Source organism: Caldibacillus thermoamylovorans, assembly GCF_000751775.1.
Lineage (GTDB): Bacteria > Bacillota > Bacilli > Bacillales > Caldibacillaceae > Caldifermentibacillus > Caldifermentibacillus hisashii.
The window spans coordinates 32,347-56,434 of record NZ_CCRF01000010.1 but is presented as its reverse complement, the minus strand read 5'-3'; the positions used below and the strand labels follow the sequence as shown (position 1 = coordinate 56,434).

Here is a 24,088-nt window from a genome sequence, read left to right as displayed (position 1 = left end):
ATTTCAAAATTATGTTGTTCTTTTATTTTTTTAATTTCTGCTTCTAATGATTTATTTGCTTGATATCTTGCGGAATAAAATGAAATTATTGGCTTCCTCGCTATTTAATGTTTAGTTTAAAGCCTCCCAAAGCTGTCTATACTGGGTAATACTACTAAATTACCTGGGGTGATAGTCTTATGAAAAACTTTGAAGAAGAGTATAATGTATTCCAAGATGCGTTAGAAATACCTAAACCTTGGTATGTTTTCCATAATGAATTAGCTAAAGAAGAAAACACCTTACACATTTATATTGAATATCAATCAGGAGCGGAATTTTCTTGTCCTAATTGCGGTAAAACGGGTTGTAAAGTTCATGATATACAAGATCAAGACCGGACTTGGAGACATCTAAATTTTTGGCAATACAAGACCATTCTCCATGCCAGAATGCCACGAGTAAAATGTGAGTCATGCGGAAAAATACGTACGGTTGTCATTGATTAGGCACGTCCAAGAGCTGGATTTTCATTATTATTTGAGCACCATGTGTTGTCGCTAATGGTTGAAATGTCTGTCGCTGCCGTAGCTCGTGAAGTAGGCGAACATGATACGCACCTTTGGCGAGTATTTAAATACGATGTCAACAAAGCCATGGAAAACATAGATGTATCTAATGTCACTCGTATAGCGATGGATGAAACATCACGAGCAAAAGGCCATAAATATGTGACATTTTTTATTGATATGGATACCAAACGCTTCATTTTCGCTACTACTGGTAAAGGTGCAGATGTACTGCAGGTGTTTAGCCAGTTTCTGGACAGTAAAGGGGTTTTATATTCCCAGATTAAAGAATTTTGTTGCGATATGTCACCAGCCTTTATTTCGGGTATTGAAGAGAAATTCCCGAATGCAACGATTACGTTTGATAAATTTCATGTCATGAAAATGGTAAATGAAGCATTAGATCAGGTACTTAGACAAGAACAAGCGACACAGACAGAACTTAAAAATTCACGATACGCTTGGCTGAAGAACCCCGAAAACCTAACAGAAAAACAAGGAAGTAAATTGGCCAAATTAAAGGATTTAGATTTGGCAACAGGCCGTGCCTACCGCATGAAACTATCGCTTCAGAAAATGTGGACTAAACACCCAATCCTTTCTGAATTGTATTTTGATGAATGGCATAGCTGGGCTATTCGATCCCGACTAGAACCAATGATTAAAGTTGCAAAAACACTAAAACAACATAAAGACGGAATCTTAAGATGGTTTGTTACAAAGATGACCAATGGCCTTCTTGAAGGAATAAACAGTTTAGTTCAGGCTACCAAAAGAAAGGCTCGTGGATACCGAACAGCCGATAATTTTATTGCCATGGCCTATGCAACGGTTAATAAACTTGATCTTATTGGTATATCATGACTTGTTTTATCCTTTCTTGTTTGCTTAGCGACCAGCACTTAGATGTAGGATAGGCTGTCAAGTGCCTTCCTTGACAACCTATTCTACATCTAAGATAATACCGGCGGCAAACAAGGAAATGATAGAATCCTATGGGCACTGGTAACCTGTTTTTTCAACATTAAACAGCGAAGAGCCAAATATAAATGTTTTGACTTCTTTTTCGACACCGACCACCGGTATTTGCAATGGACTACTCAATGCATATTTGCAGCAAAATAGCAATGTGGAGGTAACGGAGACACACATTTCTCGAAAAAAAATTACTCAAACAAAAAGTCCTTCACCAAATCTTTAAGTATAGATGAAGGACAAGTATTGAGGAACACAGCACATATCGTATTAATTTCTACACCCATTTTTGCTGGAACTTGGTTATTTCGTCGTATTCACTTTCCAACAAACGGGATACTCGGATAAAAATCGGGATAAGATCCTCATAAATTTCAACATTCTCTTCCTTTGGTTGATGGGCATGGGTGGTACCGATCCATTCCGAAATAATCGAGAAGTCGTCGATTTTACCTAACGCATACATACCGAGAACAATGGCCCCTAAGCAAGAGCTTTCAAAGCTTTCCGGAATAATTACTTCATGGTTGAAAATATCTGCCAACATTTGCCGCCACAAATCCGATCTGGCAAAACCCCCTGTCGCATGAATTTTATTTGGTACCCCTATTAATTCTTGAAGGGCCAACATAACTGTGTAAAGGTTAAAAATAACTCCTTCCAAGACAGCTCTTATCATATGTTCTTTTTTATGATGAAGTCCGAGACCAAAAAACGATCCTTTGGCATTGGCATTCCACAGTGGTGCACGTTCGCCGGCCAAATAAGGATGGAAGAGAAGTCCGTCCGCACCCGGTTTGACCCGTGATGCGATTTTCGTCAGAACATCATACGGGTCGATACCCAGCCGTTTCGCAGTTTCCACTTCACTGGAAGCAAGTTCATCACGTACCCATCGGAAAGTCATCCCGCCGTTATTGACCGGTCCACCAACGACCCAGTGGTTTTCCGTCAGTGCATAACAGAAAATCCGGCCTTTCGGATCTGTCACCGGCCTATTCGTAACTGTCCGAATGGCACCGCTCGTCCCGATTGTAACAGCAACAACACCTCGATCAATCGCACCAACACCGAGATTGGATAGAACACCATCACTTGCTCCAATGATAAATGGCGTGTCAGAAGATAAGCCCAGTTCAGCTGCCAGTTCTTGTTTAAGTCCCCGTTTCACAAAAGTGGTAGGTACCGGTTTGGATAATTGTGCTTCTGAAATGCCGGCGACCTGTAACGCCTCTTTATCCCAAGCCAGTTGTTCCAAGTTAAAAAGACCGGTCGCAGAGGCAATTGAGTAATCAATAATATATTCATGAAAAAGTTTATAAAAAACGTACTCCTTGATTCCGATAAATTTGCTTGCCTTTGCAAAAAGTTCATGATGGTCAGATTTGAGCCAGGTAATTTTTGCGAGCGGAGACATCGGATGGATTGGCGTACCTGTCCTTTTATAGATTTCAAGCCCGTTCAGCTCTTTTTTGATTTTATCAGCCCATTTGGTTGCCCGGCTATCTGCCCAGGTAATGCAACGGGTTAATGGTTTTCCTTTGTCATCAACTAAAATTAAACTGTGCATGGCGGAACTAAAGGATACCAGTTGAATTTTTGCAGAATCGATTGCAGCTTGACGAATGACTTCTCTAATCGAATGGAGAACCGCTTGAAAAATCTCATCCGGATCTTGTTCGGCAATCGACGGGGCCGGACTATAGAGCGGATATTCTACATGTTGCATTTGGATTACCTTGCCATGCTCACCGAATAATACCGCTTTTGTACTTGTTGTACCAATATCGACACCTACATAATAATTTGTGTCTGTCATGTGTTTTCGATCTCCTTTACGAACATATATAATAAGTAGTTTATCCAAAATCTTGTGAAAAAAAATTACTTTTTATAATAAAATTACTGAAAAAATATTTCCTATAATGTTATTTTACCAATGAAGGAGAAATATTGAAAGTGGTTTCTACCATTTTTCGATATTATATTGTCTAGAATTGGTTGCATTTATTTTTCTTACATAAGTTATGTTTTTTGACATTTTAGGATAAACTTAAATATAATTATTTCGATATAGAAATAAAAGGAGGAACACAAAATGGTAAAAATAGGGATTTTAATTGGATCTTTACGGAAGGAATCTTTCTCCAGGAAATTAGCTGAAAATGTGTCCGCTCTATTTCCTGAAGGTTATGAAACGGAAATTGTTGAAATTGGAAATCTGCCGTTGTACAATCAAGATTTTGACGATTATAACAATGTGCCGGCTGAATATACGACATTCCGTAATAAAATAAAAGAGATTAATGCAGTTTTATTTATAACTCCTGAATACAACCGCTCTGTGCCGGCTGTATTGAAAAACGCATTAGACGTTGGTTCCCGTCCTTATGGCAAAAGTGTATGGGACGGAAAACCGGCTGCTGTTATTAGTCAATCTCCGGGTAACTTAAGTGCATTTGGTGCCAACCATCATTTACGCCAATCACTCGTTGTCTTAAATATGCCGACTGTTCAACAACCGGAAGCCTATATCGCTAATGTAGCCACTCTATTTGATGAAAATGGCAAAATAAACAAGCAAGATACGATTCAATTTCTTCAATCATTTGTCGATGCTTTTGTTGATTTAATTAAAAAATATCAGAGCTAAGTTTTAACCGCTGGACATTTTTTGCCTCAGCGGTTTATTTTACTATATGGTGGGGAAAAGCGGAATGGCTGCCAACTTTTGGATGGTGTAGAATATTATTATACAAATTAACTTTTTAGGAAGTGGAAAAACATGTTAGGACTAATTTTATGTATCCTTATCCTTCCAATCGGGATGATATCCGGCATGATTCTATTTAAAAAAAGTACCATTCCCTACAACGAGAATAGTGATATCGAGCATGGAAAAATTTCCGTTATTATTCCTGCCAGAAACGAGGAAAAGAATCTACCAAATTTACTTGATTCTCTATTTAACCAATCTGTTCAACCGGATGAAATTATCGTTATTGATGATCATTCACAAGATCAGACTAAACATATCGCTGAAGAATATGGTGTCACTACCTTTACAGCACCTCCTCTGCCAGCGGGTTGGACAGGGAAAAATTGGGCCGTTTGGAATGGTTATTTACGATCAAGCGGAGATATTTTACTTTTTCTTGATGCCGATATTCAACTTGCTGAAAACGCCATACAATCTCTTATATCAGCACAAAAGAGACAGAGTGGTGTTTTATCTGTTGTCCCTTATCACAGGGCAGAAAAATTTTATGAAAAATTTGCAATGGTGCTAAATATATTAGGGGCATTTTCTTTCACTTCCCCCTTTGAAAAAAACAATCTTCAAAAAGGACTCTATGGCGCTTGTATTGTAACGACTCGAGACGATTATGAGAAAGTGGGCGGTCACCAAATGATTCGGTCTGAAATGCTGGACGATTTGAATTTGGGCGCCTTGTTTCAAAATGCCAGAATAAAAGTTTCCAACTATATTGGGACTGATCTTGTTTCCTTTCGTATGTACCCAAACGGGATAAAAAGCGAACTGGAGGGGTTTGCCAAGGGGGCTATCTTAAGTACATCTTCTCTTCATCCATTGACACTCTCCTCTATTATTCTATGGATTATTGGGCTGGTATCATCACAATTTTGTTTCCTTTTTTTCGGATCCAAGTATTTCATTCCGTTACTGATCGGTTATATTTGTTTTGCCATTCAAATATTCTATATCAACCATTATATTGGAAGCTTTGGCATCGTCCATCCATGCTTTCATTTTCTATCGATGCTCTTTTTCCTTGCAGTCATTGTCTACTCTCTGTACCAATCTGTATTTCGTAAAAAAGTGATCTGGAAGGGCAGGTACATTCAGGTTGGAAGGGGTGATCAATCTTGACAGTTGTTTGGACACTCATCGGATTTTTTAGTGGCTCACTCATGTTTTCTTACTGGATTGGCTGTTTATTGAAAATGAATATACGAGAAACAGGAGATGGTAATCCCGGGGCGGCAAATTTGTGGAAAGAGGCCGGTTTTCAATTTGGTTTGTTAGGAATTGCTCTTGATTTTCTCAAGGGTTATGTACCGATCTATTTTATTTTACAAACGGGCAACGAAACAGGGTTTGAGCTGATTCCGATTGCATTGGCACCAATCCTAGGGCATGCATTTTCCCCGTTTTTAAAATTTAGCGGCGGGAAAAGTTTAGCCGTTACCTTTGGCGTATGGAGCGCCTTAACTCAATTTCGTGCCTCCTTCATTTATGCACTTATCTTAGCCTTCTTTTTTATCCTAACAAAAATAATAAAAAAAGGCGGGAAAACATCAAGTAATGAGGACGGGATTCAGACAACCGTTGGATTCTTTATTCTGTTATTCTATTTATTTTATAAACATTATCCGAAATTTATGCTTTGGACTTGGTTAGGCAACTTCTCTATTCTTTTATGGAAAAACCGAAATGCTTTTATACAACCGATTAAAAATCGCAGAGCAAAATCACTTATTTGAATAAAGTTATCTTGCACGTCCTTCCGTATAACAGGAAATCAACCTCAGATAGCTAAGTCGTTGACGTGAAATTTGTGCTAAAGTGGATCATCGGAATTTCATTTCTAATTTCAAGGATTTATAAGTAGATAGGAGAGAATTATTGAACGTAACCGTAAGACTTCATTGAAACATCATGGTCCCACGGTTATTTGTTATGCGTAACCGATTGAAGTGCGTTTATTTTAATGGGAATACCTCAAATAAGTTGTTTGGAAAATTCCAAAAAAAACGTGAAATTAACCTGATGATATGGTATCCTATATTTGAGTCTAAACTATCTTTCACCGAGAGCAATAATTTCCCTATTATTTAAATGTCCGGTTGTATTAAAAGTTCAGATACATCAATAATCAAAAGGAGAAAAAGAGTGAAAAAGAAATTAAGACGTTCTTCAACCTTAATTTCTGATTGTGTTTTCATTATCATTCCGGTATCCAATATCAAGTACAGCTTGACAACGGGGTGAAGAAAAAATAGCCTTGGTTGGTTGAAGCCAGCCCATAAGTCAGGTAGATTCTTAACTTAGGAAACATACCCACAGAAGCCCGATGTCAAACAATTCATTATGCTTCCGGACTTCATTCAGCCATTAAATTAACGCCACTGTAATTACTGTTTAGCTCATTTTTTCAATTCCCTCGGCTGTGCTTTGCATTTACACACGCCTTTGCTTCCGTACTTAGTGATTATTTATCTCAACCATTAGTTTTTCTATTTCCGTTTCTGTTAACTCTGTCATTTCCATGATGTCGGATACTTCAAATCCTTTTCTTAGCATTTTTTTCGCTAGTTCTCGACTTGCCTCTCTTTTCCCCTCTTTTAGCCCTTTCTCTAGTCCTTCTTTTATCCCTTCCGCTATCCCTTCCCGCCTCGCTTCTCCGCGAATTGAGTTGAGATCTTTCAATGCTTTTGCACGGGCTTCATACAATTCCCTTGCTTCCGGGTCCAGGCTTGCTACTCTTAATGATTCCACCATCTTTTCCATTACCGGGTCTTGTTTTGCCATCTCAAACCACCTCGTATCATCTTCATTTGTCAAAAAGCGTATCTATTTTGCCTTTCGATCATTCATTGGGATTTTCCCCGCTTGATCTTGTCGAATAAACTTCGGCATTTCAGTAAAATGTAACTGCAAAAGATCAGGGAATAGCTCATGCCGTCTTTCTTCCATTAACCGAAAACAACTATGATAAGGAGTAGAAGAAAAAAATGGAAAGTCCAATAAATTATTTGCCACAACCCGTTCTACCTTAGTATACTCATCACTTACAAATAATTGATTTCCAATTAATTTGGACGCATAATACAGAGAGCGTTTATGCATATTATTATGGTTCGTTAATTGCATTTCAATATTAATATATCCATAGCCGGGAACTTTCGCCTTAATATCCAAAATAGAGCCTTTATCATAGATACTTTGTTTATTGATGATTGGGTTTAATATTTCTACAGAAGTAAAACTTTGCAACGCAGGCACATATAGAAAATCATTTAAAAACGCTAATAACAGTTCTTTTGATTGATCATTCTCACTGCCAAGTATCAATTTTAAGACAAAATCATTTTTTGGCTTTAACCAATTACTTCATCCTTGGGTTTACAGATTTTATTTTGAAACTTCCACCAGAAGCTTATCCGTTTATATTATACTGTTTTAAAATCTGCTCCAATTTCATCGCTTTGGCTAATTCGCCTTTGATTTTTAATTTACCTGTCATGAAGGCGACTGTTCCGCTTAACTTCCCGGTTAAAAATTTCCGAAAACTGTCCGCTGACATAACTAATGTACAATCCGCTGTCGTTTCGCTTGTCGGAACAACTTTAGCCTGTCCTCCGTTTAGCTGAAGTTGGAAGGAATCCTCTTCATCTCCGGTAAGGTCAAACTGATAAACGACATTTACATCAGCAATCGGCGCCGGATTTTCATTTAATTCTTTTTCAATATACTGTTTAATTTCTGCCAGTGAAGCGTTTGTCACCTGTTCACTCATTATTAAACATCCCCTTATGAAATATATTTTTCAGCCTCGATATATCGGGCTGCAATTTCCCGCTTCTTTTCAAAAGTTAATTGCATTGGATATTGAGCGAGTTCTTTTCTTATCAATTCAGCTGTTTTTTCGGCATCAATTCCGATTCCACCCATGAGTTGCCGTGCCAATGATTCTACATTCAAAAGCACTTCATCGACAAAACAAACAGCGAGACTTTCTTTTAGTTGTTCTTTTGGCAAACCATTTTTCTTTATCGCTTTCAAAGTCCTGAGTACCGCTGATTCGGCTGCATACAAATAGATGGCAATATCGGCCAATTTCATAATCGACTCCTGTTCGCGCTCCAACTCCAGCCCATATTTCAAATAAACGCCCCCGGCCAGTAGCAAAAACACCCGCCGAATCGATTGAATCATTTCTCTTTCACGGGCAAGAGGTCCATCAAGCTTTTTCTTCGTGCCTGTTGCTTCTTTAATCACTCGGTTAATCAGTGCTTCAAGGTTGAACTGGCCTTGAGCTGATCTTTTAAATAAAAATCCCGGAATTAACAATCGGTTGATTTCATTGGTTCCTTCAAAAATCCGGTTTATTCTGGAGTCGCGGTACACTTGTTCAATGTGGTAGTCTTTTATAAAACCATAACCGCCATGTAATTGGAGTGCTTCATCCGCCACTTGATCCAATGTTTCCGAGCCGAATACCTTGCAAACGGCACACTCGACGGCATATTCTGACAACCGCTTCTCAATCACTTTATGGTCTGTTTCATCATAAAGGCCACCTAGTGCATCTTCTAACAAACCCGCTGTCCGATATTGTACGGATTCCGCAGCATAAATACGAGCTGCCATCGTAGCCAGTTTTTCCTGTGTGGCCGAAAATGAAGAAAGCGTCCGACCAAACTGAATTCGTTCATTTGTATATTTAAGAGCCAGCTCCAATGTCGATTTGGCGCCACCCATACATGCCGCTCCAAGATTGAAACGGCCAAGATTCAACACATTTAAAGCGATTACATGACCACCCCCAATTTCACCAAGTACATTTTCAACCGGGACAAGACAATTGTCGAATATTACCGAGCAAGTTGAGGAGCCTTTTATCCCCATTTTGTTTTCCTCAGGACCAATGATTAAACCGGGAAAATCCTTTTCAACAATAAATGCTGTAAATTTTTCATCATTCACCTTTGCGTAGACAATAAACGTATCGGAAAAAGCAGCGTTCGTAATAAATTGCTTACTGCCGTTTAAAATATAATGCGTCCCTGCCTCATTTCGTACGGCTGTTGTTTTTGCACTTAAAGCGTCGGACCCGGCGGAAGGTTCCGTTAAACAATACGCACCAATATATTCACCGGACGCCAACTTTGGTAAATATTTTGCCTTTTGTTCTTCCGTACCAAAATAGGTAATCGGTAAAGTCGCGATGCACGTATGGTTGGAATGTGCTACCCCATAAGCACCGGTCCGTCCGACATATTCTCCGACAATTCCTTTTGATATTTTATCAAGACCAAGTCCGCCATATTTTTCCGGTACACTGTGAGCCAGCAACCCCAATTCCCCGGCTTGGCGCATTAACTTTACGACACAATCAAAATCTTGACTCTCAATATCTGCATTTTTGGGAATCACTTTTTCTTCAACAAACTGTTTTGCCGTGGCTGCAATCATCTTCTGTTCGTCTGTTAAGTCTTCCGGTGTAAAGATAGATTCGCCCTCTATTTGTGCCACTAAAAATTCCGCACCTTTTATAGATAACCCCTTTTGAACCAACCTAATCAGCCCCTATATCGCGTTTTCATCCATTTGGTATGAGTGAACATTCACTCATTACGGCATTAAAAACCCACCGCTGACACTAATACATTCTCCGTTAACAAAACTAGAATCATCCGATGCTAAAAACGAAACGACCGATGCCACTTCAGACGGATTTCCCATTCTTCCGGCAGGCGTCAACATAATACCCATCATCTTAATATTTTCCGGAATATTTCTTGTCATATCGGTATCAATTTGACCCGGCGCAATTGCATTTACTGTAATATTTTTTGCCCCATTTTCTTTCGCTAGCGTTCTTGTCAAACCGATGACACCGGTTTTTGCTGCACTGTAATTTGCCTGTCCCATATTCCCCCAGCTTGAGGTTGATGAAATATTTACAATTTTTCCATATTCTTGTTTCCTCATTTTTGGAATGACGGCTTAGCATGTATAGAACATACTATTTAAGTTGACATTGATGACCGCATGCCATTGCTCCGGTGTCATTTTATGAAAAAACGCATCCCTGACAATGCCGGCATTATTTACTAGAATATCAACTTTGCCGAGTTTTTCATAAATTTGATCAAAAACTTGATTAACTTCTTCCTGATTGGACACATCGCATTTTAGCGATATGGCACGTTCACCCGTTTTATCTATTTTTAAAATAGATTCTTTCAACTTATCCAAGTTTACATCAAGACACACGACAGTAGCACCATCTGCAAAAAGCCGCTCAACAATGCTTGCGCCAATTCCTTGTGCTGCTCCTGTAACAACAGCTACTTTATTTATTAATTTTTCCAAGAACAAGTACCCCCTTATCCCCTTCGTTGTAATTAAAAATATTTCAAACCAATCATATGGTTATCACCCAAAAAGGTTTTAAGGAAAGATTTGCGCCAAATATAGTACTAACAATTTTTATCAAGACACAATATATTGTCATTTGAGCGTAAATGTTTTTGAAAAATGAGCTTTTTGGGTGCTAAACATCATATCATATTATCCTAGTTTTCGAAATTGATAAATATTAACCTTAGCATACTTTTAAGATGACAACATTAAATTATGCAATTTGTGTTGGAGATATGATTATTAAGGTTTATTTTGTCTTCGAGAGAGAAATTCCGGGGGCTGTTCGTACCCTTTTTCAGATGGTTTTGCCCATGAGAACAGTTCTCGGAAACAGATTGTACCAAATTAGCTACGATTATAAAAATAGCGAAAATCATTTATCCTTGGAAGATTGATTAGGAATATTTGCCGGGTTCGAAACAATGTCAGAGTCGTCAATTGTTTTGAGACGTTTCAACCATTTTAATATAATACCTTCTTTAAAAAAATTAAGTAGTAATCCTTCACCAAATCGCTCAAACCGAATGATACACATAATCATTGCTAAGATACATTGCGCATCTAGTAATTCTACCTTTGCATCTCGCAAACCCGCTGTATTCGGTTGAACCCCGTAATCCTCTAAAATTAAATGGTATTTCATCAGTTTATATTCCGGATGACTTTGTGAAAATTGATAGAATTCATCAACAAACATTTTTACCAGCTCATCATATTTTACAAACGGCATTTGTTTCGGGTGTTCAGAACTCCCATCATTTTCATCATCAAAAACCCAATCACCAAAATACGCACGATCAGATAGTTTCCCGATATATTTCGTGAGCATTTTAAACTTGCTATGTGGGTGCCCAGCTTCGGTAAATTCACACCATTCATCATAAATCGCACGCAATTCATCATCTAAATAAGTTAACGCTTTCTTTCTAAGAATTTCCGGGACTCCGTAATAAGCTTCTGCTATAGCACCGGTAATAGCCGCCAGCGTGTCACTATCACCGCCGACTGAAATCGCAGTACGAATGGCATCTTCAAAGGAACCGGATTCTAAAAAAGCTGCGATAGCTTGAGGGACTGTTTCTTGGCATGTCTCATTAAACTGGTAGCTGTCCCTGATTCCATCAATAGTAAAATTTAAAGGATAATAGGAACTGTTAATTTTATTTCGTATTTCACTTTTAGTACATCCATTCCATGCCATAAAGATTGCCACTGCTGTAGCCTCAGCACCTTTCAATCCTTCCTCATGGTTATGAGTTACACCTGTGACAATTTCAGATAACTTGCACGCTTCACTTTCTGTCCTTGCAATGAATCCCACCGGACTTATCCGCATGGCAGCCCCATTTCCAAAACTGTTATAAGGTTCAGGATTCGCACAAAAAACCCATTGATTAAATCTATATCCATAACCACAATCAGGATACTTCCGTCCGATTTCCTGCATATACCGTACCGACATTTCCTCAAGGAGAGAGTAGTAGCCATTTTTTTCATAATCTTTATTAATGGCCCTCTCTGTCTCCATAATCGCCTTAGCAATAGCAAGCGTCATAATACTATCATCGGTTACATGGCAATCTTCTGCAAAAAGTTTGAAATTCTTGTTTCGATGATTATTGAACTCAAAACGAGATCCAACAATATCGCCAATAATCGCACCAATCAAAACAATTCCTCCCTCAATCATTTCATATTAATCTTTATGCAAAAAATATCTCTCTACTTTCATTAATTAATTGTAACCCATCTTGAAACGTTTGTTTATTATTATTCATGATAAAGAATGATTTTTCTAAATCATTTCCAACCTGATAGAACAATAGCCTGAAACGCTAATATGTGAAACGTTCATGTAATTTTATCCATAAGCCTCTAACCACCGATAACCATTTCGCAACATTTTGTGTCAAGCTGTCATTTTTATTGACAATTATTATAATGCTAGTAAAATTTTAAATTATATTAAGATATTTTTAGGTGCAGAGGTAAATAATTACTCTGTGTATATTTGAAGTTGGTGCATTTTAGTGAAAAGCTAACGTCAAATCAAATTTATACAAATGAATAGTAAGCTAGCGATGAATGCTTTGGGTCACACTAAAGCAGGAGCAGCTTCTGGAGAGATCGCTAATTCAGCGACGCCGAAGGGTTCACAATCTCAGGCAAAAGGACAGAAGGGTAACGAGTTATAACTATTTGTTATTCTTTTCTATTTGCCAAGAGGTTGGAGAAATCCAATCTCTTTTTGTTTTTGTAGCAACCCCTTCATTGTATTTTTTTAACAGATTTTGGTGTGAGTTATTTCACAAAAGTAATTTTCAGGAGGTATGAAATGTGGCAGAGCAAAAACAAGAATTAAAGAGAGATTTGAAAAACAGACATGTCCAACTTATTGCAATTGGCGGGACGATTGGCACAGGGTTATTTTTAGGATCTGGGAAAGCAATTCAATTGGCGGGACCGTCCATCATTTTTGCTTATTTAATTGTTGGAATTGCGATATTCTTTGTTATGAGAGCTTTGGGTGAACTTCTATTATCAAATGCCGGATATCAATCGTTTACGGATTTCGCCAATGATTATATTGGACCATGGGCAGGTTATGTCACCGGTTGGACCTATTGGTTTTGTTGGATTATGACAGCGATGGCGGATATTATTGCGGTTGGTGTCTACATCCGGTATTGGTTTGATATTCCCCAATGGGTTCCTGCACTAATTTGTTTAATTATTTTACTAGGATTAAATTTATTGACGGTCAAGCTTTTTGGAGAGTTGGAGTTTTGGTTCGCATTAATTAAAGTCATTACAATTTTAGCATTAATTATTATTGGTTTTGTTATGCTCGTCATTGGTTTTGAATCAGATAGCGGTGCTGTTACCGTGAATAATCTTTGGAAACATGGCGGCCTATTTCCTAATGGAATCAGCGGATTTCTATTTTCCTTCCAAATGGTTGTATTCGCTTTTGTTGGAGTAGAATTGGTCGGAGTTTCAGCAGCGGAAACGAGCAATCCGAAGAAAAATATTCCGTCGGCTATTAATAAGATCCCGTTACGCATTTTATTCTTCTATGTCGGTGCCCTTTTTATCATCTTGACTATTAACCCTTGGGAACAGTTAAATGCATCGAAAAGCCCTTTTGTACAAGTATTCAGTTTGGTAGGAATTCCGGTTGCAGCAGGCATTATTAATTTTGTTGTATTAACATCAGCAGCTTCAGCATGTAATAGTGGGTTGTTTTCTACCAGCAGGATTTTGTACAACTTAAGTAGACATGAACAAGGACCGGCTACGTTTGCAAAATTAAGTAAAAATCATGTGCCTAGTAATGCTTTATGGATCTCTGCAGTCGTTCTTTCCGTCGGTGCACTTCTGAGTAAGCTCATCCCGCAACAAGCATTTAGCATTGTAACAACGATTAGCGCCATTTGTTTTATTTGGGTTTGGAGCATCATTTTAATTTCACATATTCGCTATATGAAATCACGGCCGGATTTGCACAATAAGTCTATCTTTAAAGCGCCATTAACACCATTCATAAATTACGTTGTCTTAGCTTTTTTTGCTATCATCTTAGTTATCATGTATTTTTCCGAAGTAACTCGAATGGCTTTACTACTGACCCCGGTCTGGTTCATTCTTTTATTCATTTTATATGGAGTTCATCGAAAAAATAATGTACATGCGCTTAATTATGAGCAAAGAGCCAAATAACTTATTTATTCAAGGAAAAAAATCCATCCTTTTGCAAGAATGGTGTGGACTAAATGTACGTCCTGAATCCTTAGCGACTAACATTCTTTCTTATCACTAATTTTGGGCAAGAAATTCTCTTTTTATCTCGTCGTCTTTTTTACTCGGAAAACTTCTTTTTTTGGCGACGAAACCCGTTCTCGTCGTCTTTTTTTGGCTGGAAACTCACTTTTTTGGCGACGAAACCCGTTCTCGTCGTCTTTTTTTGGCCGGAAACTCATTTTTCTGGCGACGAGATCCTCTCTCGTCGGCATTTTTTGGCTGGAAACTCACTTTTTTGGCGACGAAACCCGTTCTCGTCGTCTTTTTTTGGCTGGAAACTCACTTTTTTGGCGACGAGACCCGTTCTCGTCGTCTTTTTGAGCCGGGAAACACTCATTTTTGGCGACGAAACCCGTTCTCGTCGTCTTTTTTTGGCTGGAAACTCACTTTTTTGGCGACGAGACCCGTTCTCGTCGTCTTTTTGAGCCGGGAAATTCATTTTTTTGGCGACGAAACCCGTTCTCGTCGTCTTTTTTTGGCCGGAAACTCATTTTTCTGGCGACGAGATCCTCTCTCGTCGGCATTTTTTGGCTGGAAACTCACTTTTTTGGCGACGAAACCCGTTCTCGTCGTCTTTTTTTGGCTGGAAACTCACTTTTTTGGCGACGAGACCCGTTCTCGTCGTCTTTTTTTGGCCAGAAACTCATTTTTTTGGCGACGAGACCCGTTCTCGTCGTCTTTTTTTTGGCTGGAAACTCAATTTTCTGGCGACGAGATCCTCTCTCGTCGTCTTTTTGAGCCGGGAAACACTCATTTTTGGCGACGAGGCTCGTTCTCGTCGTCTTTTTGAGCCGGGAAACTCATTTTTTTGGCGACGAGACCCGTTCTCGTCGTCTTTTTGAGCCGGGAAACACTCATTTTTGGCGACGAAACCCGTTCTCGTCGTCTTTTTTTGGCCGGAAACTCATTTTTTTGGCGACGAGACCCGTTCTCGTCGTCTTTTTAAGCCGGGAAACACTCATTTTTGGCGACGAGACTCGTTCTCGTCGTCTTTTTAAGCCGGGAAATGCTCCTTTCTGGCGACGAGATCCTTTCTCGTCGTCATTTTTACTCGGGAAACTCCTTTTTTTGGCGACGAGATTCATTCTCGTCACCATTTTGCGGTGGAAAACTTCATTTTCTGGCGACGAAACCCGTTCTCGTCATCATTATGGCCGAGAATTACCATTTTTTGGCAACCAAAATAAAAAAACACAGGCAAGTAAACATTCTTCATCTACTTGCCCTTAAAAATTCCCCCATATGAGAATACCCTTTTCTATAGGATTGTAGTATTTACTTTAATAGATTTTCTTTTTCCAAGTAACTCCTTGCTACCTCATACGGATTTTTCCCTTTAACATTCACTTGGTAATTCATTTCTCTCATTTCCTCATCGGTAATTCGTCCGGCCAATTTGTTTAGTGCCTTTACAATTTCCGGATACCGTTTAGCAGTTTCCTTTCGCAATAATGGTGCACCCTGATATGGCGAGAATAACTGCTTATCATCCTTTAACACTTTCAGATTATATTGTCGTAATTCACTATCGGTGGAATAAGCATCGACCAAATTAATCTCACCGGACTCTACAGCTACATAGCGAAGTTTCGGTTCCATCGTGACAAGATTCGGAAACTGGATACCGTACAATCCTTGAATCCCTTTATAACCATCTTCCCGATCGGAAAATTCCAATGTAAATCCTGCCTTTATCTGATCCTCGATACCTTTTAAATCCGAAATGGTTTCCAGTCCGTATTGTTCGGCAAAATTGCCTGGTACCGCCAATGCATACGTATTGTTATACTCCATCGGCTCAAGCATAACGAAATCGAACCGCTCCAACAGCCCGTCTTTTGCTTGCTCATACACTTTTTCCCGGTTCGTACTGTTCGCTGTCTCCTTTAAAAACTCGGAAATCGCTGTCCCGGTGAATTCCGGATAAATATCAATACTCCCGGATTTTAACGCATGAAAGACAAAGGAAGTTTTTCCAAGACCCGGTTTTAACTGTACCGACAAATCGGTATTTTCTTCAATTAAAATTTTGTACATATTTATCAATATCTCCGGTTCTGAACCAAGTTTCCCGGCAATGACTATTTTTTCATCTTGGTGACCAATGACCGGGGCAATAAGGATGACGAGAGCCAATATAAAAACAACCCTAATCGATACCAATGATTTTTTATAAGATAGTTGCTCAAATTTCTTTAGTAAGTAATCAAACAAAATAGCAAGGAGGGCTGACGGAATGGCTCCGAGTAAAATTAACTGGGCATTGTTTCGATCAATGCCAAGCAAAATCAGTTCCCCGAGTCCACCGGCACCAATTAATGCGGCAAGGGTGGCTGTACCGACAATTAAAACCATGGCCGTTCGAATCCCTGCCATCATGACCGGCATGGCAAGCGGAATTTCCACTTTAATCAATCTTCTTCTCGGATTCATCCCCATCGCATCAGCCGCTTCAATTAATGAAGGATCCACTTCTTTAATCCCTGTATATGTATTTCGTAAAATCGGTAAAACAGCATAGGCTACAAGGGCAATAATTGCCGGCACCCTGCCAATCCCGAACAGCGGTATGAGAATCCCTAATAATGCCAAAGAAGGAATCGTTTGGATAACAGAAGCGACCCCAATAATACCTTCTGCAATCCGCTTATGTCTTGTTACATAAATGCCCAATGGAATTGATATGAGAACGGCAAAAAATAAAGCGACAAACGAAATTTGAATATGTTCCAGCAAAGCACTAAGCAGTTCGCCTTTTCTCTCCTGTAATACTTGCACAATCTCACTCATCGGTCATCCCCCTTTCCGGCATATGAGCAGATAAAAATTGGATCAAGGTCTGCCGATTAATGACACCAATTTGCTTGCCATCATTTTCCACGACAAGTTGTTCATGGACGCTAAGGAGAGTCAAAAGCTCACTGAATGAGGTCGATACCGGAATGACAATGGAGGGGTGCATTTCACTTGATGCCAATGGTTGTACCATCGCCTCCAAATCGATGTGATTCGGCCAGTTTCCAAATTTCCCCCCCACAAATTCTCTGACAAAATCATTGGCAGGGTTCGTAACGAGTTCTTGAGGAGTACCGACTTGAACGATTTCCCCGTCCTTCATCATGCAAATCCGATCGGCCAACTTTAATGCCTCTTGCATATCATGGGTAACAAAAACAGTCGTTTTCTTCAGATTCCTCTTTAAATCAATCATATCATCCTGAAGCTTTTCCCGGCTGATGGGATCCAACGCACTAAACGGCTCGTCCATCAAAATTATTTCCGGATCAGCTGCCAAGGCACGGATGACACCAATCCTTTGCTGCTCGCCACCGGATAGTTCATTTGGTTTCCGGTCTGCATAGTTTTCAGGATCCAAGCCTACCATATTCATAAGTTCATAGGCTCGCTGTTTCATCTTCTCTTTCGGCCATTTTTTCATTTCCGGCACAACCGTAATATTTTGTTCAATGGTCATATGCGGAAAAAGAGCAATTTGTTGCAAAACATAGCCAATATTCCATCTTAGTTCATGAATATCGTACGCATTAATTTTTTTGCCATCGATAAAAATCGTCCCATCTGATAATGGAATTAACCGGTTAATCATTTTCAGCGTTGTTGTTTTTCCACAACCACTTGGCCCGATAAAGACAAAAAACTCACCTTGTTTAATTTCTAAATTAAGGGAATTAACTGCAACCGTACCATCTTCATATCGCTTTGATACATTTTCAAACTTAATCATAAAATGTTCCCCTTGTATTTTTGTTTTAAAAACGCGAACAAATCCACGGAACCAATTTTACCATTTCTTTTCTTATTTTTCTTCCAAGTCGACTTGTCCACCTTCAATCATTTCCTTGACTTCCGTTTATTAAATCTATGTTGAATGAAATTGATGTAAATAGTTATAGAAAACCTCTTGTAAATACATGTGGCCATAACTATAACAGTTCTGTTGTTTGTCAATCTAGCCATGTTTAGGGTTATTATTTATTGATCAAATCATATGTTATCAAAAAATTGGATTTTCCTAAATATTTTGTTGACTTTTATTATTATTATTATAATTTAATTGTTAAGATTTTTCCTAATATGTAGAGTGATTATAATCATTAGGTTTTGTTCTGCCAAAATATAAGCGACTACTGAAAGGGGTGGTTAAATGAAAAATCGTTTAAATTTGAAATGATTATTGGTTTTAAGTCGTTTCCTGATTTAGATTAACGGTCAGAGACTTTGAAAGCAGCTCGAGAAGGTATGAGCCAAATAAACTTAACAAATAAACTTAACTAATCCTAATTATTAATGAAGTAATTTCAATAGTTGATGAGACGATTGGTGGGTCGTATATATGGATTATTATTCTTTTTGGTATTATTTTTGAATTCTTTATTAAGTCAAAGAAAAAACTTTATAGCTTAATTTTTTATGTAAATTATTTATTGTGGTCTAAATAAAAATAAAGAGAAAGAGAGAGTTAATGTGTTAAATAGAATTAAACTACTACTTTTGGTTTCTATTGTTTTGTTTTCTTTTAGTGTCTTTCCTATTGGAACATCTGCTGAAAAAATAGGAAATAAAGAAAAAGTTATACAACGATTTACAGAAATAAAAGATATTAATAAACTATATGAGAGAGCTAAAAATGGGGTAAGTGATGTTAATAGAGAAGTTGAAAAAAACTGGCTCTTCGCTGTTTAATGTTGAAAAAACAGGTTACCAGTGCCCATAGGATTCTATCATTTCCTTGTTTGCCACCGGTATTATCTTAGATGTAGGATAGGTTGTCAAGGAAAGCACTTGACAGCCTATCCTACATCTAAGTGCTGGTCGCTAAGCAAACAAGAAAGGATAAAACAAGTCATGATATACCAATAAGATCAAGTTTATTAACCGTTGCATAGGCCATGGCAATAAAATTATCGGCTGTTCGGTATCCACGAGCCTTTCTTTTGGTAGCCTGAACTAAACTGTTTATTCCTTCAAGAAGGCCATTGGTCATCTTTGTAACAAACCATCTTAAGATTCCGCCTTTATGTTGTTTTAGTGTTTTTGCAACTTTAATCATTGGTTCTAGTCGGGATCGAATAGCCCAGCTATGCCATTCATCAAAATACAATTCAGAAAGGATTGGGTGTTTAGTCCACATTTTCTGAAGCGATAGTTTCATGCGGTAGGCACGGCCTGTTGCCAAATCCAAATCCTTTAATTTAGCCAATTTACTTCCTTGTTTTTCTGTTAGGTTTTCGGGGTTCTTCAGCCAAGCGTATCGTGAATTTTTAAGTTCTGGCTGTGTAGCTTGTTCTTGTTTTCGTACCTGATCTAATGCTTCATTTACCATTTTCATGACATGAAATTTATCAAACGTAATCGTTGCATTCGGAAATTTCTCTTCAATACCCGAAATAAAGGCTGGTGACATATCGCAACAAAATTCTTTAATCTGGGAATGTAAAACCCCTTTACTGTCTAGAAACTGGCTAAACACCTGCAGTACATCTGCACCTTTACCAGTAGTAGCGAAAATTAAGCGTTTGGTATCCATATCAATAAAAAATGTCACATATTTATGGCCTTTTGCTCGTGATGTTTCATCCATCGCTATACGAGTGACATTAGATACATCTATGTTTTCCATGGCTTTGTTGACATAATATTTAAATACTCGCCAAAGGCGCATATCATGTTCGCCTACTTCACGAGCTACGGCAGCGACAGGCATTTCAACCATTAGCGACAACACATGGTGCTCAAATAATAATGAAAATCCAGCTCCTGGACGTGCCCAATCAATGACAACCGTACGTATTTTACCACATGACTCACATTTTACTCGTGGCATTCTGGCATGGAGAATGGTCTTATATTGCCAAAAATTTAGATGTCTCCAAGTCCGGTCTTGATCTTGTATATCATGAACTTTACATCCCGTTTTACCGCAATTAGGACAAGAAAATTCCGCTCCTGATTGATATTCAATATAAATGTGTAAGGTATTTTCTTCTTTAGCTAATTCATTATGGAAAACATACCAAGGTTTAGGTATTTCTAACGCATCTTGGAATACATTATACTCTTCTTCAAAGTTTTTCATAAGACTATCACCCCAGGTAATTTAGTAGTATTACCCAGTATAGACAGCTTTGGGAAGCTTTAAACTAAACATTAAATAGCGAGGAAGCCAAAAACTTCGTTGCTAAAGTTGTATTACAAAGTACAGATGGCTTAGAAAATGGAACAGTTCAAACTTATTCAACAAGTCAATTATTAAAGGTTTCTGAGGTAAATGGTGACAAAATAGAAACATATGCTACAACAACATTTTACGATATTTCTGATTTTTATAATGGGAATTTTCAAACTAATGATTCAAGCAATAAGTCTAAATATGACTCTTCTATTAGTGTTAGAGCTTATAGTACAGTATATTATACTACTTCATCTATTGATGGAGAAGATTATACTGATTTAACAAAGGTAAGTGGAGGTTGGACTATACTAGATTCAACTGTTTCATTATCTAACAGAAAAGTTAATTTTGGGGCAACTGGATGGGCGAAAAGTGGAGTAGGTTATGTACAACAAACGTCCTATAATAATCCTACTAGTAATTCTTTTTCCTATTCTGCACCTTCTAGTTGGGCCCCAATTTCGGTAGTAAGTACTGGAAGAATATTTGGTGTAACAACTTGGGTTACTCTTAAAAGAGGAACTAATAGTGTTTGGGAACTTCAATTAGTAAATAATGTTTAAAAAAATGGAAAAGGTTATTTAATTCATATAATGGTTACCACCCAAAAAGCCCCTTTTTCAAAAAAACTAAAGCACAAATCGCAATATATTTTATCTTGATAAATATAGCTAATACTATATTTGGATCAAATTTTTCTATAAAACCCTTTTGGGTGCTAATCATATAATTACTAAAAAAAGGAGATAAATTCTTATTATATGTTAAAATTTTTCTTTACTTTGGGGATTATTTGTATAGTCATTTCGGCTATTTTTAATGGTGCTTTGGTTGATGGACAACAACAAAGAGGAAATTTTTTTTCTGAAACAGATGAACACAGAAAATTCATAATGGGAATAGCAACCTATTCTGGTTCTTTAGGAATTGTTTTTTTATTAATTGCTGCATTAATATACTTTTTCTAAAAAACATAAATGAAAATCTCTATTTTTCATTGGTCCATTTCAGCCGTCCCGCTTTAAAACATTAAACGTACGTCACAGACTTCTCGTTCAGAAATCTTACTCGGTCGGATTTTTTATCATGAAAACAATTTGCCAAATTCACTCTTGAACCCCACTGTTTTGCCGGTGGAAGTTGTCAGTATTTAACCGATTAAAAAAATCAATAAATTATAGGGGAAGTGGAGAAACAAACTCATTTCCCAACTTCCTCTTTATTTACACCAAAATTCGATCACAACTTTTATTCAAGTTCCTTTGAGGATTATCGGGTTTTGGAAAATTCAATGCACTAATTTTTCCAATTTAGCTTTTATAAATCAACAGCAATGCCATATCTTTTTCCATGATGATATTGGTCGATAACTTGTTTTTTATATAAGCTTTGGTCAAAATATAGTTTGGCGGATTTATCATTATATTTCGGATCGACGTAATAAACTAATGTGATTTGGGTGGATGTGTTTGGTGACAATTTTTTTAGCTGCTCCCCCTCAAATTCCCCTTCCATTGTTTGATAGTAATCCATACCGTAAGCAAGTTTGGTTTCTATTAGTCTCTGAACCGAAATATCTTTATTTGAAGTATTCATGACTTCCATTGCAACCTTGACCGGTAAAGATTGATCTCCATTTTTATTGTTTTCTTCTCCATACTGAAAATCAATCACTTTTAATTCAGCATGGTCCAATTTAATAGAATCACCAATTTTAAACGATTGGATTTCATATGTTTTGGCTACCCCTGCATTGACAGTGTAAACTCGAAAGCCCCAGATAATGAGTCCTGCGAAAATAATGGACAGTAATAGGATCATTTTTTTACTCATTTTTCTACCCCTTGTAAATGGTAATGATCGACTATTTTGCCTTTTTCTAATATGAAAATCTCGTCGGATAAAAATTCCAATTCCTCTTTATCATGACTGGCAATCAGAATGCACTTATTTTTATTTTTTAATTCCAATAATAATTTTTTTAGTTCCTCAATTCCTTCCGAGTCAAGAGCATTTGTTGGTTCATCCAATATAATCAAATCCGGTTCTTCCATAATCGCCTGTGCAATCCCTAATCGTTGTTTCATTCCTAACGAGTATTTCCGATACTTCCGCTTATCTTCAGGGTCAAGACCTACCAATCGAATTGCTTCCTTAATTCGATTATCATCAATGAAATTATTTAAACTCGCAAGCATTTTTAAATTTTGAAATCCTGTATATGAATTTAAGAAACCCGGATATTCAATTAATACACCTACACTCGGAGGAAAGGATGCATCTTTGCCCAGTTGTATTCCTCCCACTGTTATCGTCCCTTCAGTAGGTAAAATTAATCCACATAAGGCACGGAATAACATTGTTTTTCCGGATCCGTTTTTCCCCCGAAAACCGTAAATAAACCCTTTATTTAATTCTAAATTAATATCCTTTAAAATGACTTGCTGTTTCATGACTTTAGTGAGATGTTCAACTTTTAGGTAAATTTGATCTGTCTCGGCCATGTTCCATCCCTCCTATTTCAAAATATCTGTCTTCCTATATACAATAAAAATGAAAAATGCTGACAAAATATAAACGAAAACAGAGTAAACAAAAGAAAACGTTAATGAAAGATGATGTTCTAGATCAAATAGATTACTTTTCAATATCATCGAATGAATTGCCGGAAGCCATTTCCAGTCTATAAATATAGATAGAGAACCTAATATAAGCACAAAACAAAAGGAGACGGTTGAAGCAAAAAATTGAGTGAACAGTAAAAAAATCCCCGACAACACAATGCTTGTCAAAACGTATCCGAAAAAGAGATGTAATATAAGCTGTATTGGATTTATCGAAATGGCTGCTTGGGATTGGATCGTATCTTGAAAATAGGATGAAGCTTCAAGAGAAAAATCCCCTAATAGTAAAGATGAAATCACATAGATCACAATAAATAACCCAAAATAGACCAGTATATTTTGAATGACAATCCAAATTAGTTTCGACAGAATATACTGTTCCCTTCTTTTAATTCTCAGTATCAAGTAGCTACTATTCGTTTCCGCATCATGAACCAAAAAATCAGTAATCAAAAAGAGAATAAAAAATTGAATGAAAATCCAATTGACTGGTATTTCATAACCGGAGCTTTGAATAGGTTTTGATTCCAATTAAAACAAGGGCAAGAACTGTTAATAAGACTATAGGGAGCCACTTTTTCATCATAAGATAGCCTCCAAATTTTATATTTCTACCGACGCTGTCCAAAAAGTCTAATCATACAATGTCGGAATGTTGGGATTTCTCGAATAACATTATTGCTTACATTGCACCTGAATAAACTTTTGGACAGCAGCAAACCGTATTTAGCAATTAAATAGAATCCGGGCTCCAAACACCAGATGCATAGAA

The 24,088-nt window shown here is 37.6% G+C and carries 18 protein-coding genes, 3 pseudogenes and 1 riboswitch; of the genes and pseudogenes, 10 read left to right on the top strand and 11 right to left on the bottom strand.

Features of this window, described 5'->3' with window-relative positions:
- The first annotated feature begins 179 nt into the window (after positions 1-179).
- Both BT1A1_RS19180 and BT1A1_RS01425 read left to right on the top strand, forming a co-directional pair.
- Positions 180-488, top strand: a complete 309-nt coding sequence (locus BT1A1_RS19180; protein WP_052522656.1) for a transposase family protein — start codon at positions 180-182, stop codon at positions 486-488.
- Between the two features lie 12 nt (positions 489-500).
- Positions 501-1,412, top strand: a pseudogene (locus BT1A1_RS01425) (ISL3 family transposase); the annotation flags it as partial.
- A 388-nt stretch (positions 1,413-1,800) separates the two neighbouring features.
- On the opposite strand, the gene gntK reads toward BT1A1_RS01425, so the two are convergent.
- Complete coding sequence (gntK, locus tag BT1A1_RS01420; protein WP_034767313.1) at positions 1,801-3,342, bottom strand: gluconokinase; 1,542 nt, start codon at positions 3,340-3,342, stop codon at positions 1,801-1,803.
- A gap of 279 nt (positions 3,343-3,621) precedes the next feature.
- Here gntK and BT1A1_RS01415 point away from each other — a divergent pair, with 279 nt between their 5' ends.
- From BT1A1_RS01415 to BT1A1_RS01405, 3 genes are all read left to right on the top strand, one after another.
- Positions 3,622-4,176 (top strand): NADPH-dependent FMN reductase, encoded by a 555-nt coding sequence (locus tag BT1A1_RS01415; RefSeq protein WP_034767311.1) that lies wholly within the window; start codon positions 3,622-3,624, stop codon positions 4,174-4,176.
- A 132-nt stretch (positions 4,177-4,308) separates the two neighbouring features.
- Positions 4,309-5,415: a glycosyltransferase family 2 protein gene (locus BT1A1_RS01410; RefSeq protein ID WP_034767309.1), complete on the top strand. Its 1,107-nt coding sequence runs from the start codon at positions 4,309-4,311 to the stop codon at positions 5,413-5,415.
- Positions 5,412-6,029: a glycerol-3-phosphate acyltransferase gene (locus tag BT1A1_RS01405; RefSeq protein ID WP_034767307.1), complete on the top strand. Its 618-nt coding sequence runs from the start codon at positions 5,412-5,414 to the stop codon at positions 6,027-6,029. The genes BT1A1_RS01410 and BT1A1_RS01405 overlap by 4 nt, the downstream gene beginning before the upstream one ends.
- Positions 6,030-6,750: 721 nt before the next feature.
- Here BT1A1_RS01405 and BT1A1_RS19175 read toward each other — a convergent pair.
- From BT1A1_RS19175 to BT1A1_RS17630, 5 genes and pseudogenes are all read right to left on the bottom strand, one after another.
- Positions 6,751-7,632 (bottom strand): annotated as a pseudogene (locus BT1A1_RS19175) (Rpn family recombination-promoting nuclease/putative transposase); the annotation flags it as partial.
- A gap of 73 nt (positions 7,633-7,705) precedes the next feature.
- Positions 7,706-8,065, bottom strand: coding sequence for an SCP2 sterol-binding domain-containing protein (locus BT1A1_RS01390; RefSeq protein WP_034767301.1), 360 nt, complete (start codon positions 8,063-8,065; stop codon positions 7,706-7,708).
- Positions 8,066-8,079: 14 nt separating this feature from the next.
- Entirely contained in the window at positions 8,080-9,846 is a 1,767-nt protein-coding gene (locus BT1A1_RS01385) for an acyl-CoA dehydrogenase family protein (RefSeq protein WP_034767299.1), read from the bottom strand.
- Between the two features lie 57 nt (positions 9,847-9,903).
- A pseudogene (gene fabG, locus BT1A1_RS19170) lies at positions 9,904-10,647 on the bottom strand (3-oxoacyl-ACP reductase FabG).
- 424 nt (positions 10,648-11,071) lie between these two features.
- Entirely contained in the window at positions 11,072-12,367 is a 1,296-nt protein-coding gene (locus BT1A1_RS17630; RefSeq protein ID WP_072012625.1) for an ADP-ribosylglycohydrolase family protein, read from the bottom strand.
- A 439-nt stretch (positions 12,368-12,806) separates the two neighbouring features.
- Positions 12,807-12,885: riboswitch (glycine riboswitch) on the top strand.
- A 150-nt stretch (positions 12,886-13,035) separates the two neighbouring features.
- On the opposite strand from BT1A1_RS17630, the gene BT1A1_RS01370 reads away from it, so the two are divergent.
- The 3 genes from BT1A1_RS01370 (at position 13,036) to BT1A1_RS18355 (ending at position 15,729) form a co-directional block, all read left to right on the top strand.
- Positions 13,036-14,418 (top strand): amino acid permease, encoded by a 1,383-nt coding sequence (locus BT1A1_RS01370; RefSeq protein ID WP_034767297.1) that lies wholly within the window; start codon positions 13,036-13,038, stop codon positions 14,416-14,418.
- A gap of 160 nt (positions 14,419-14,578) precedes the next feature.
- Entirely contained in the window at positions 14,579-15,289 is a 711-nt protein-coding gene (locus tag BT1A1_RS18360; protein ID WP_156103135.1) for a hypothetical protein, read from the top strand.
- Positions 15,256-15,729 carry a hypothetical protein gene (locus tag BT1A1_RS18355; RefSeq protein WP_156103134.1) on the top strand — a complete coding sequence of 158 codons (474 nt, stop codon included), beginning with the start codon at positions 15,256-15,258 and terminating at the stop codon, positions 15,727-15,729. The genes BT1A1_RS18360 and BT1A1_RS18355 overlap by 34 nt, the downstream gene beginning before the upstream one ends.
- 45 nt (positions 15,730-15,774) lie before the next feature.
- Here the strand turns inward: BT1A1_RS18355 and opuFB are convergent, their stop codons facing one another.
- Both opuFB and BT1A1_RS01350 read right to left on the bottom strand, forming a co-directional pair.
- Entirely contained in the window at positions 15,775-17,289 is a 1,515-nt protein-coding gene (gene opuFB / locus BT1A1_RS01355) for an osmoprotectant update ABC transporter permease/substrate-binding subunit OpuFB (protein ID WP_034767290.1), read from the bottom strand.
- On the bottom strand, positions 17,282-18,244 hold the full coding sequence (locus BT1A1_RS01350) for an ABC transporter ATP-binding protein (RefSeq protein ID WP_034767288.1): 963 nt from the start codon (positions 18,242-18,244) through the stop codon (positions 17,282-17,284). Before BT1A1_RS01350 ends, opuFB begins: the two co-directional genes overlap by 8 nt.
- 740 nt (positions 18,245-18,984) lie before the next feature.
- Here BT1A1_RS01350 and BT1A1_RS01345 point away from each other — a divergent pair.
- Positions 18,985-19,203 (top strand): hypothetical protein, encoded by a 219-nt coding sequence (locus BT1A1_RS01345; RefSeq protein WP_034767286.1) that lies wholly within the window; start codon positions 18,985-18,987, stop codon positions 19,201-19,203.
- A 160-nt stretch (positions 19,204-19,363) separates the two neighbouring features.
- On the opposite strand, the gene BT1A1_RS01340 is transcribed toward BT1A1_RS01345, so the two are convergent.
- On the bottom strand, positions 19,364-20,596 hold the full coding sequence (locus tag BT1A1_RS01340; protein WP_034767284.1) for an ISL3 family transposase: 1,233 nt from the start codon (positions 20,594-20,596) through the stop codon (positions 19,364-19,366).
- 857 nt (positions 20,597-21,453) lie between these two features.
- On the opposite strand from BT1A1_RS01340, the gene BT1A1_RS01335 reads away from it, so the two are divergent.
- Positions 21,454-21,660: a DUF5316 family protein gene (locus BT1A1_RS01335; RefSeq protein ID WP_034767282.1), complete on the top strand. Its 207-nt coding sequence runs from the start codon at positions 21,454-21,456 to the stop codon at positions 21,658-21,660.
- Between the two features lie 349 nt (positions 21,661-22,009).
- On the opposite strand, the gene BT1A1_RS01330 is transcribed toward BT1A1_RS01335, so the two are convergent.
- Both BT1A1_RS01330 and BT1A1_RS01325 read right to left on the bottom strand, forming a co-directional pair.
- Positions 22,010-22,525, bottom strand: coding sequence for a DUF4352 domain-containing protein (locus BT1A1_RS01330; protein WP_034767280.1), 516 nt, complete (start codon positions 22,523-22,525; stop codon positions 22,010-22,012).
- Positions 22,522-23,196, bottom strand: coding sequence for an ATP-binding cassette domain-containing protein (locus tag BT1A1_RS01325; RefSeq protein WP_034767278.1), 675 nt, complete (start codon positions 23,194-23,196; stop codon positions 22,522-22,524). The genes BT1A1_RS01330 and BT1A1_RS01325 overlap by 4 nt, the downstream gene beginning before the upstream one ends.
- Positions 23,197-24,088 lie beyond the last annotated feature (892 nt).

Coding starts and splice junctions, on each gene's coding strand:
- gntK (WP_034767313.1), bottom strand. CDS start 3,342: ATGACAGACACAAATTATTATGTAGGTGTCGATATTGGTACAACAAGT.
- BT1A1_RS01390 (WP_034767301.1), bottom strand. CDS start 8,065: ATGAGTGAACAGGTGACAAACGCTTCACTGGCAGAAATTAAACAGTAT.
- BT1A1_RS19180 (WP_052522656.1), top strand. CDS start 180: ATGAAAAACTTTGAAGAAGAGTATAATGTATTCCAAGATGCGTTAGAA.
- BT1A1_RS01335 (WP_034767282.1), top strand. CDS start 21,454: ATGTTAAAATTTTTCTTTACTTTGGGGATTATTTGTATAGTCATTTCG.
- BT1A1_RS01325 (WP_034767278.1), bottom strand. CDS start 23,196: ATGGCCGAGACAGATCAAATTTACCTAAAAGTTGAACATCTCACTAAA.
- BT1A1_RS01350 (WP_034767288.1), bottom strand. CDS start 18,244: ATGATTAAGTTTGAAAATGTATCAAAGCGATATGAAGATGGTACGGTT.
- opuFB (WP_034767290.1), bottom strand. CDS start 17,289: ATGAGTGAGATTGTGCAAGTATTACAGGAGAGAAAAGGCGAACTGCTT.
- BT1A1_RS01415 (WP_034767311.1), top strand. CDS start 3,622: ATGGTAAAAATAGGGATTTTAATTGGATCTTTACGGAAGGAATCTTTC.
- BT1A1_RS01330 (WP_034767280.1), bottom strand. CDS start 22,525: ATGAGTAAAAAAATGATCCTATTACTGTCCATTATTTTCGCAGGACTC.
- BT1A1_RS01340 (WP_034767284.1), bottom strand. CDS start 20,596: ATGAAAAACTTTGAAGAAGAGTATAATGTATTCCAAGATGCGTTAGAA.
- BT1A1_RS01410 (WP_034767309.1), top strand. CDS start 4,309: ATGTTAGGACTAATTTTATGTATCCTTATCCTTCCAATCGGGATGATA.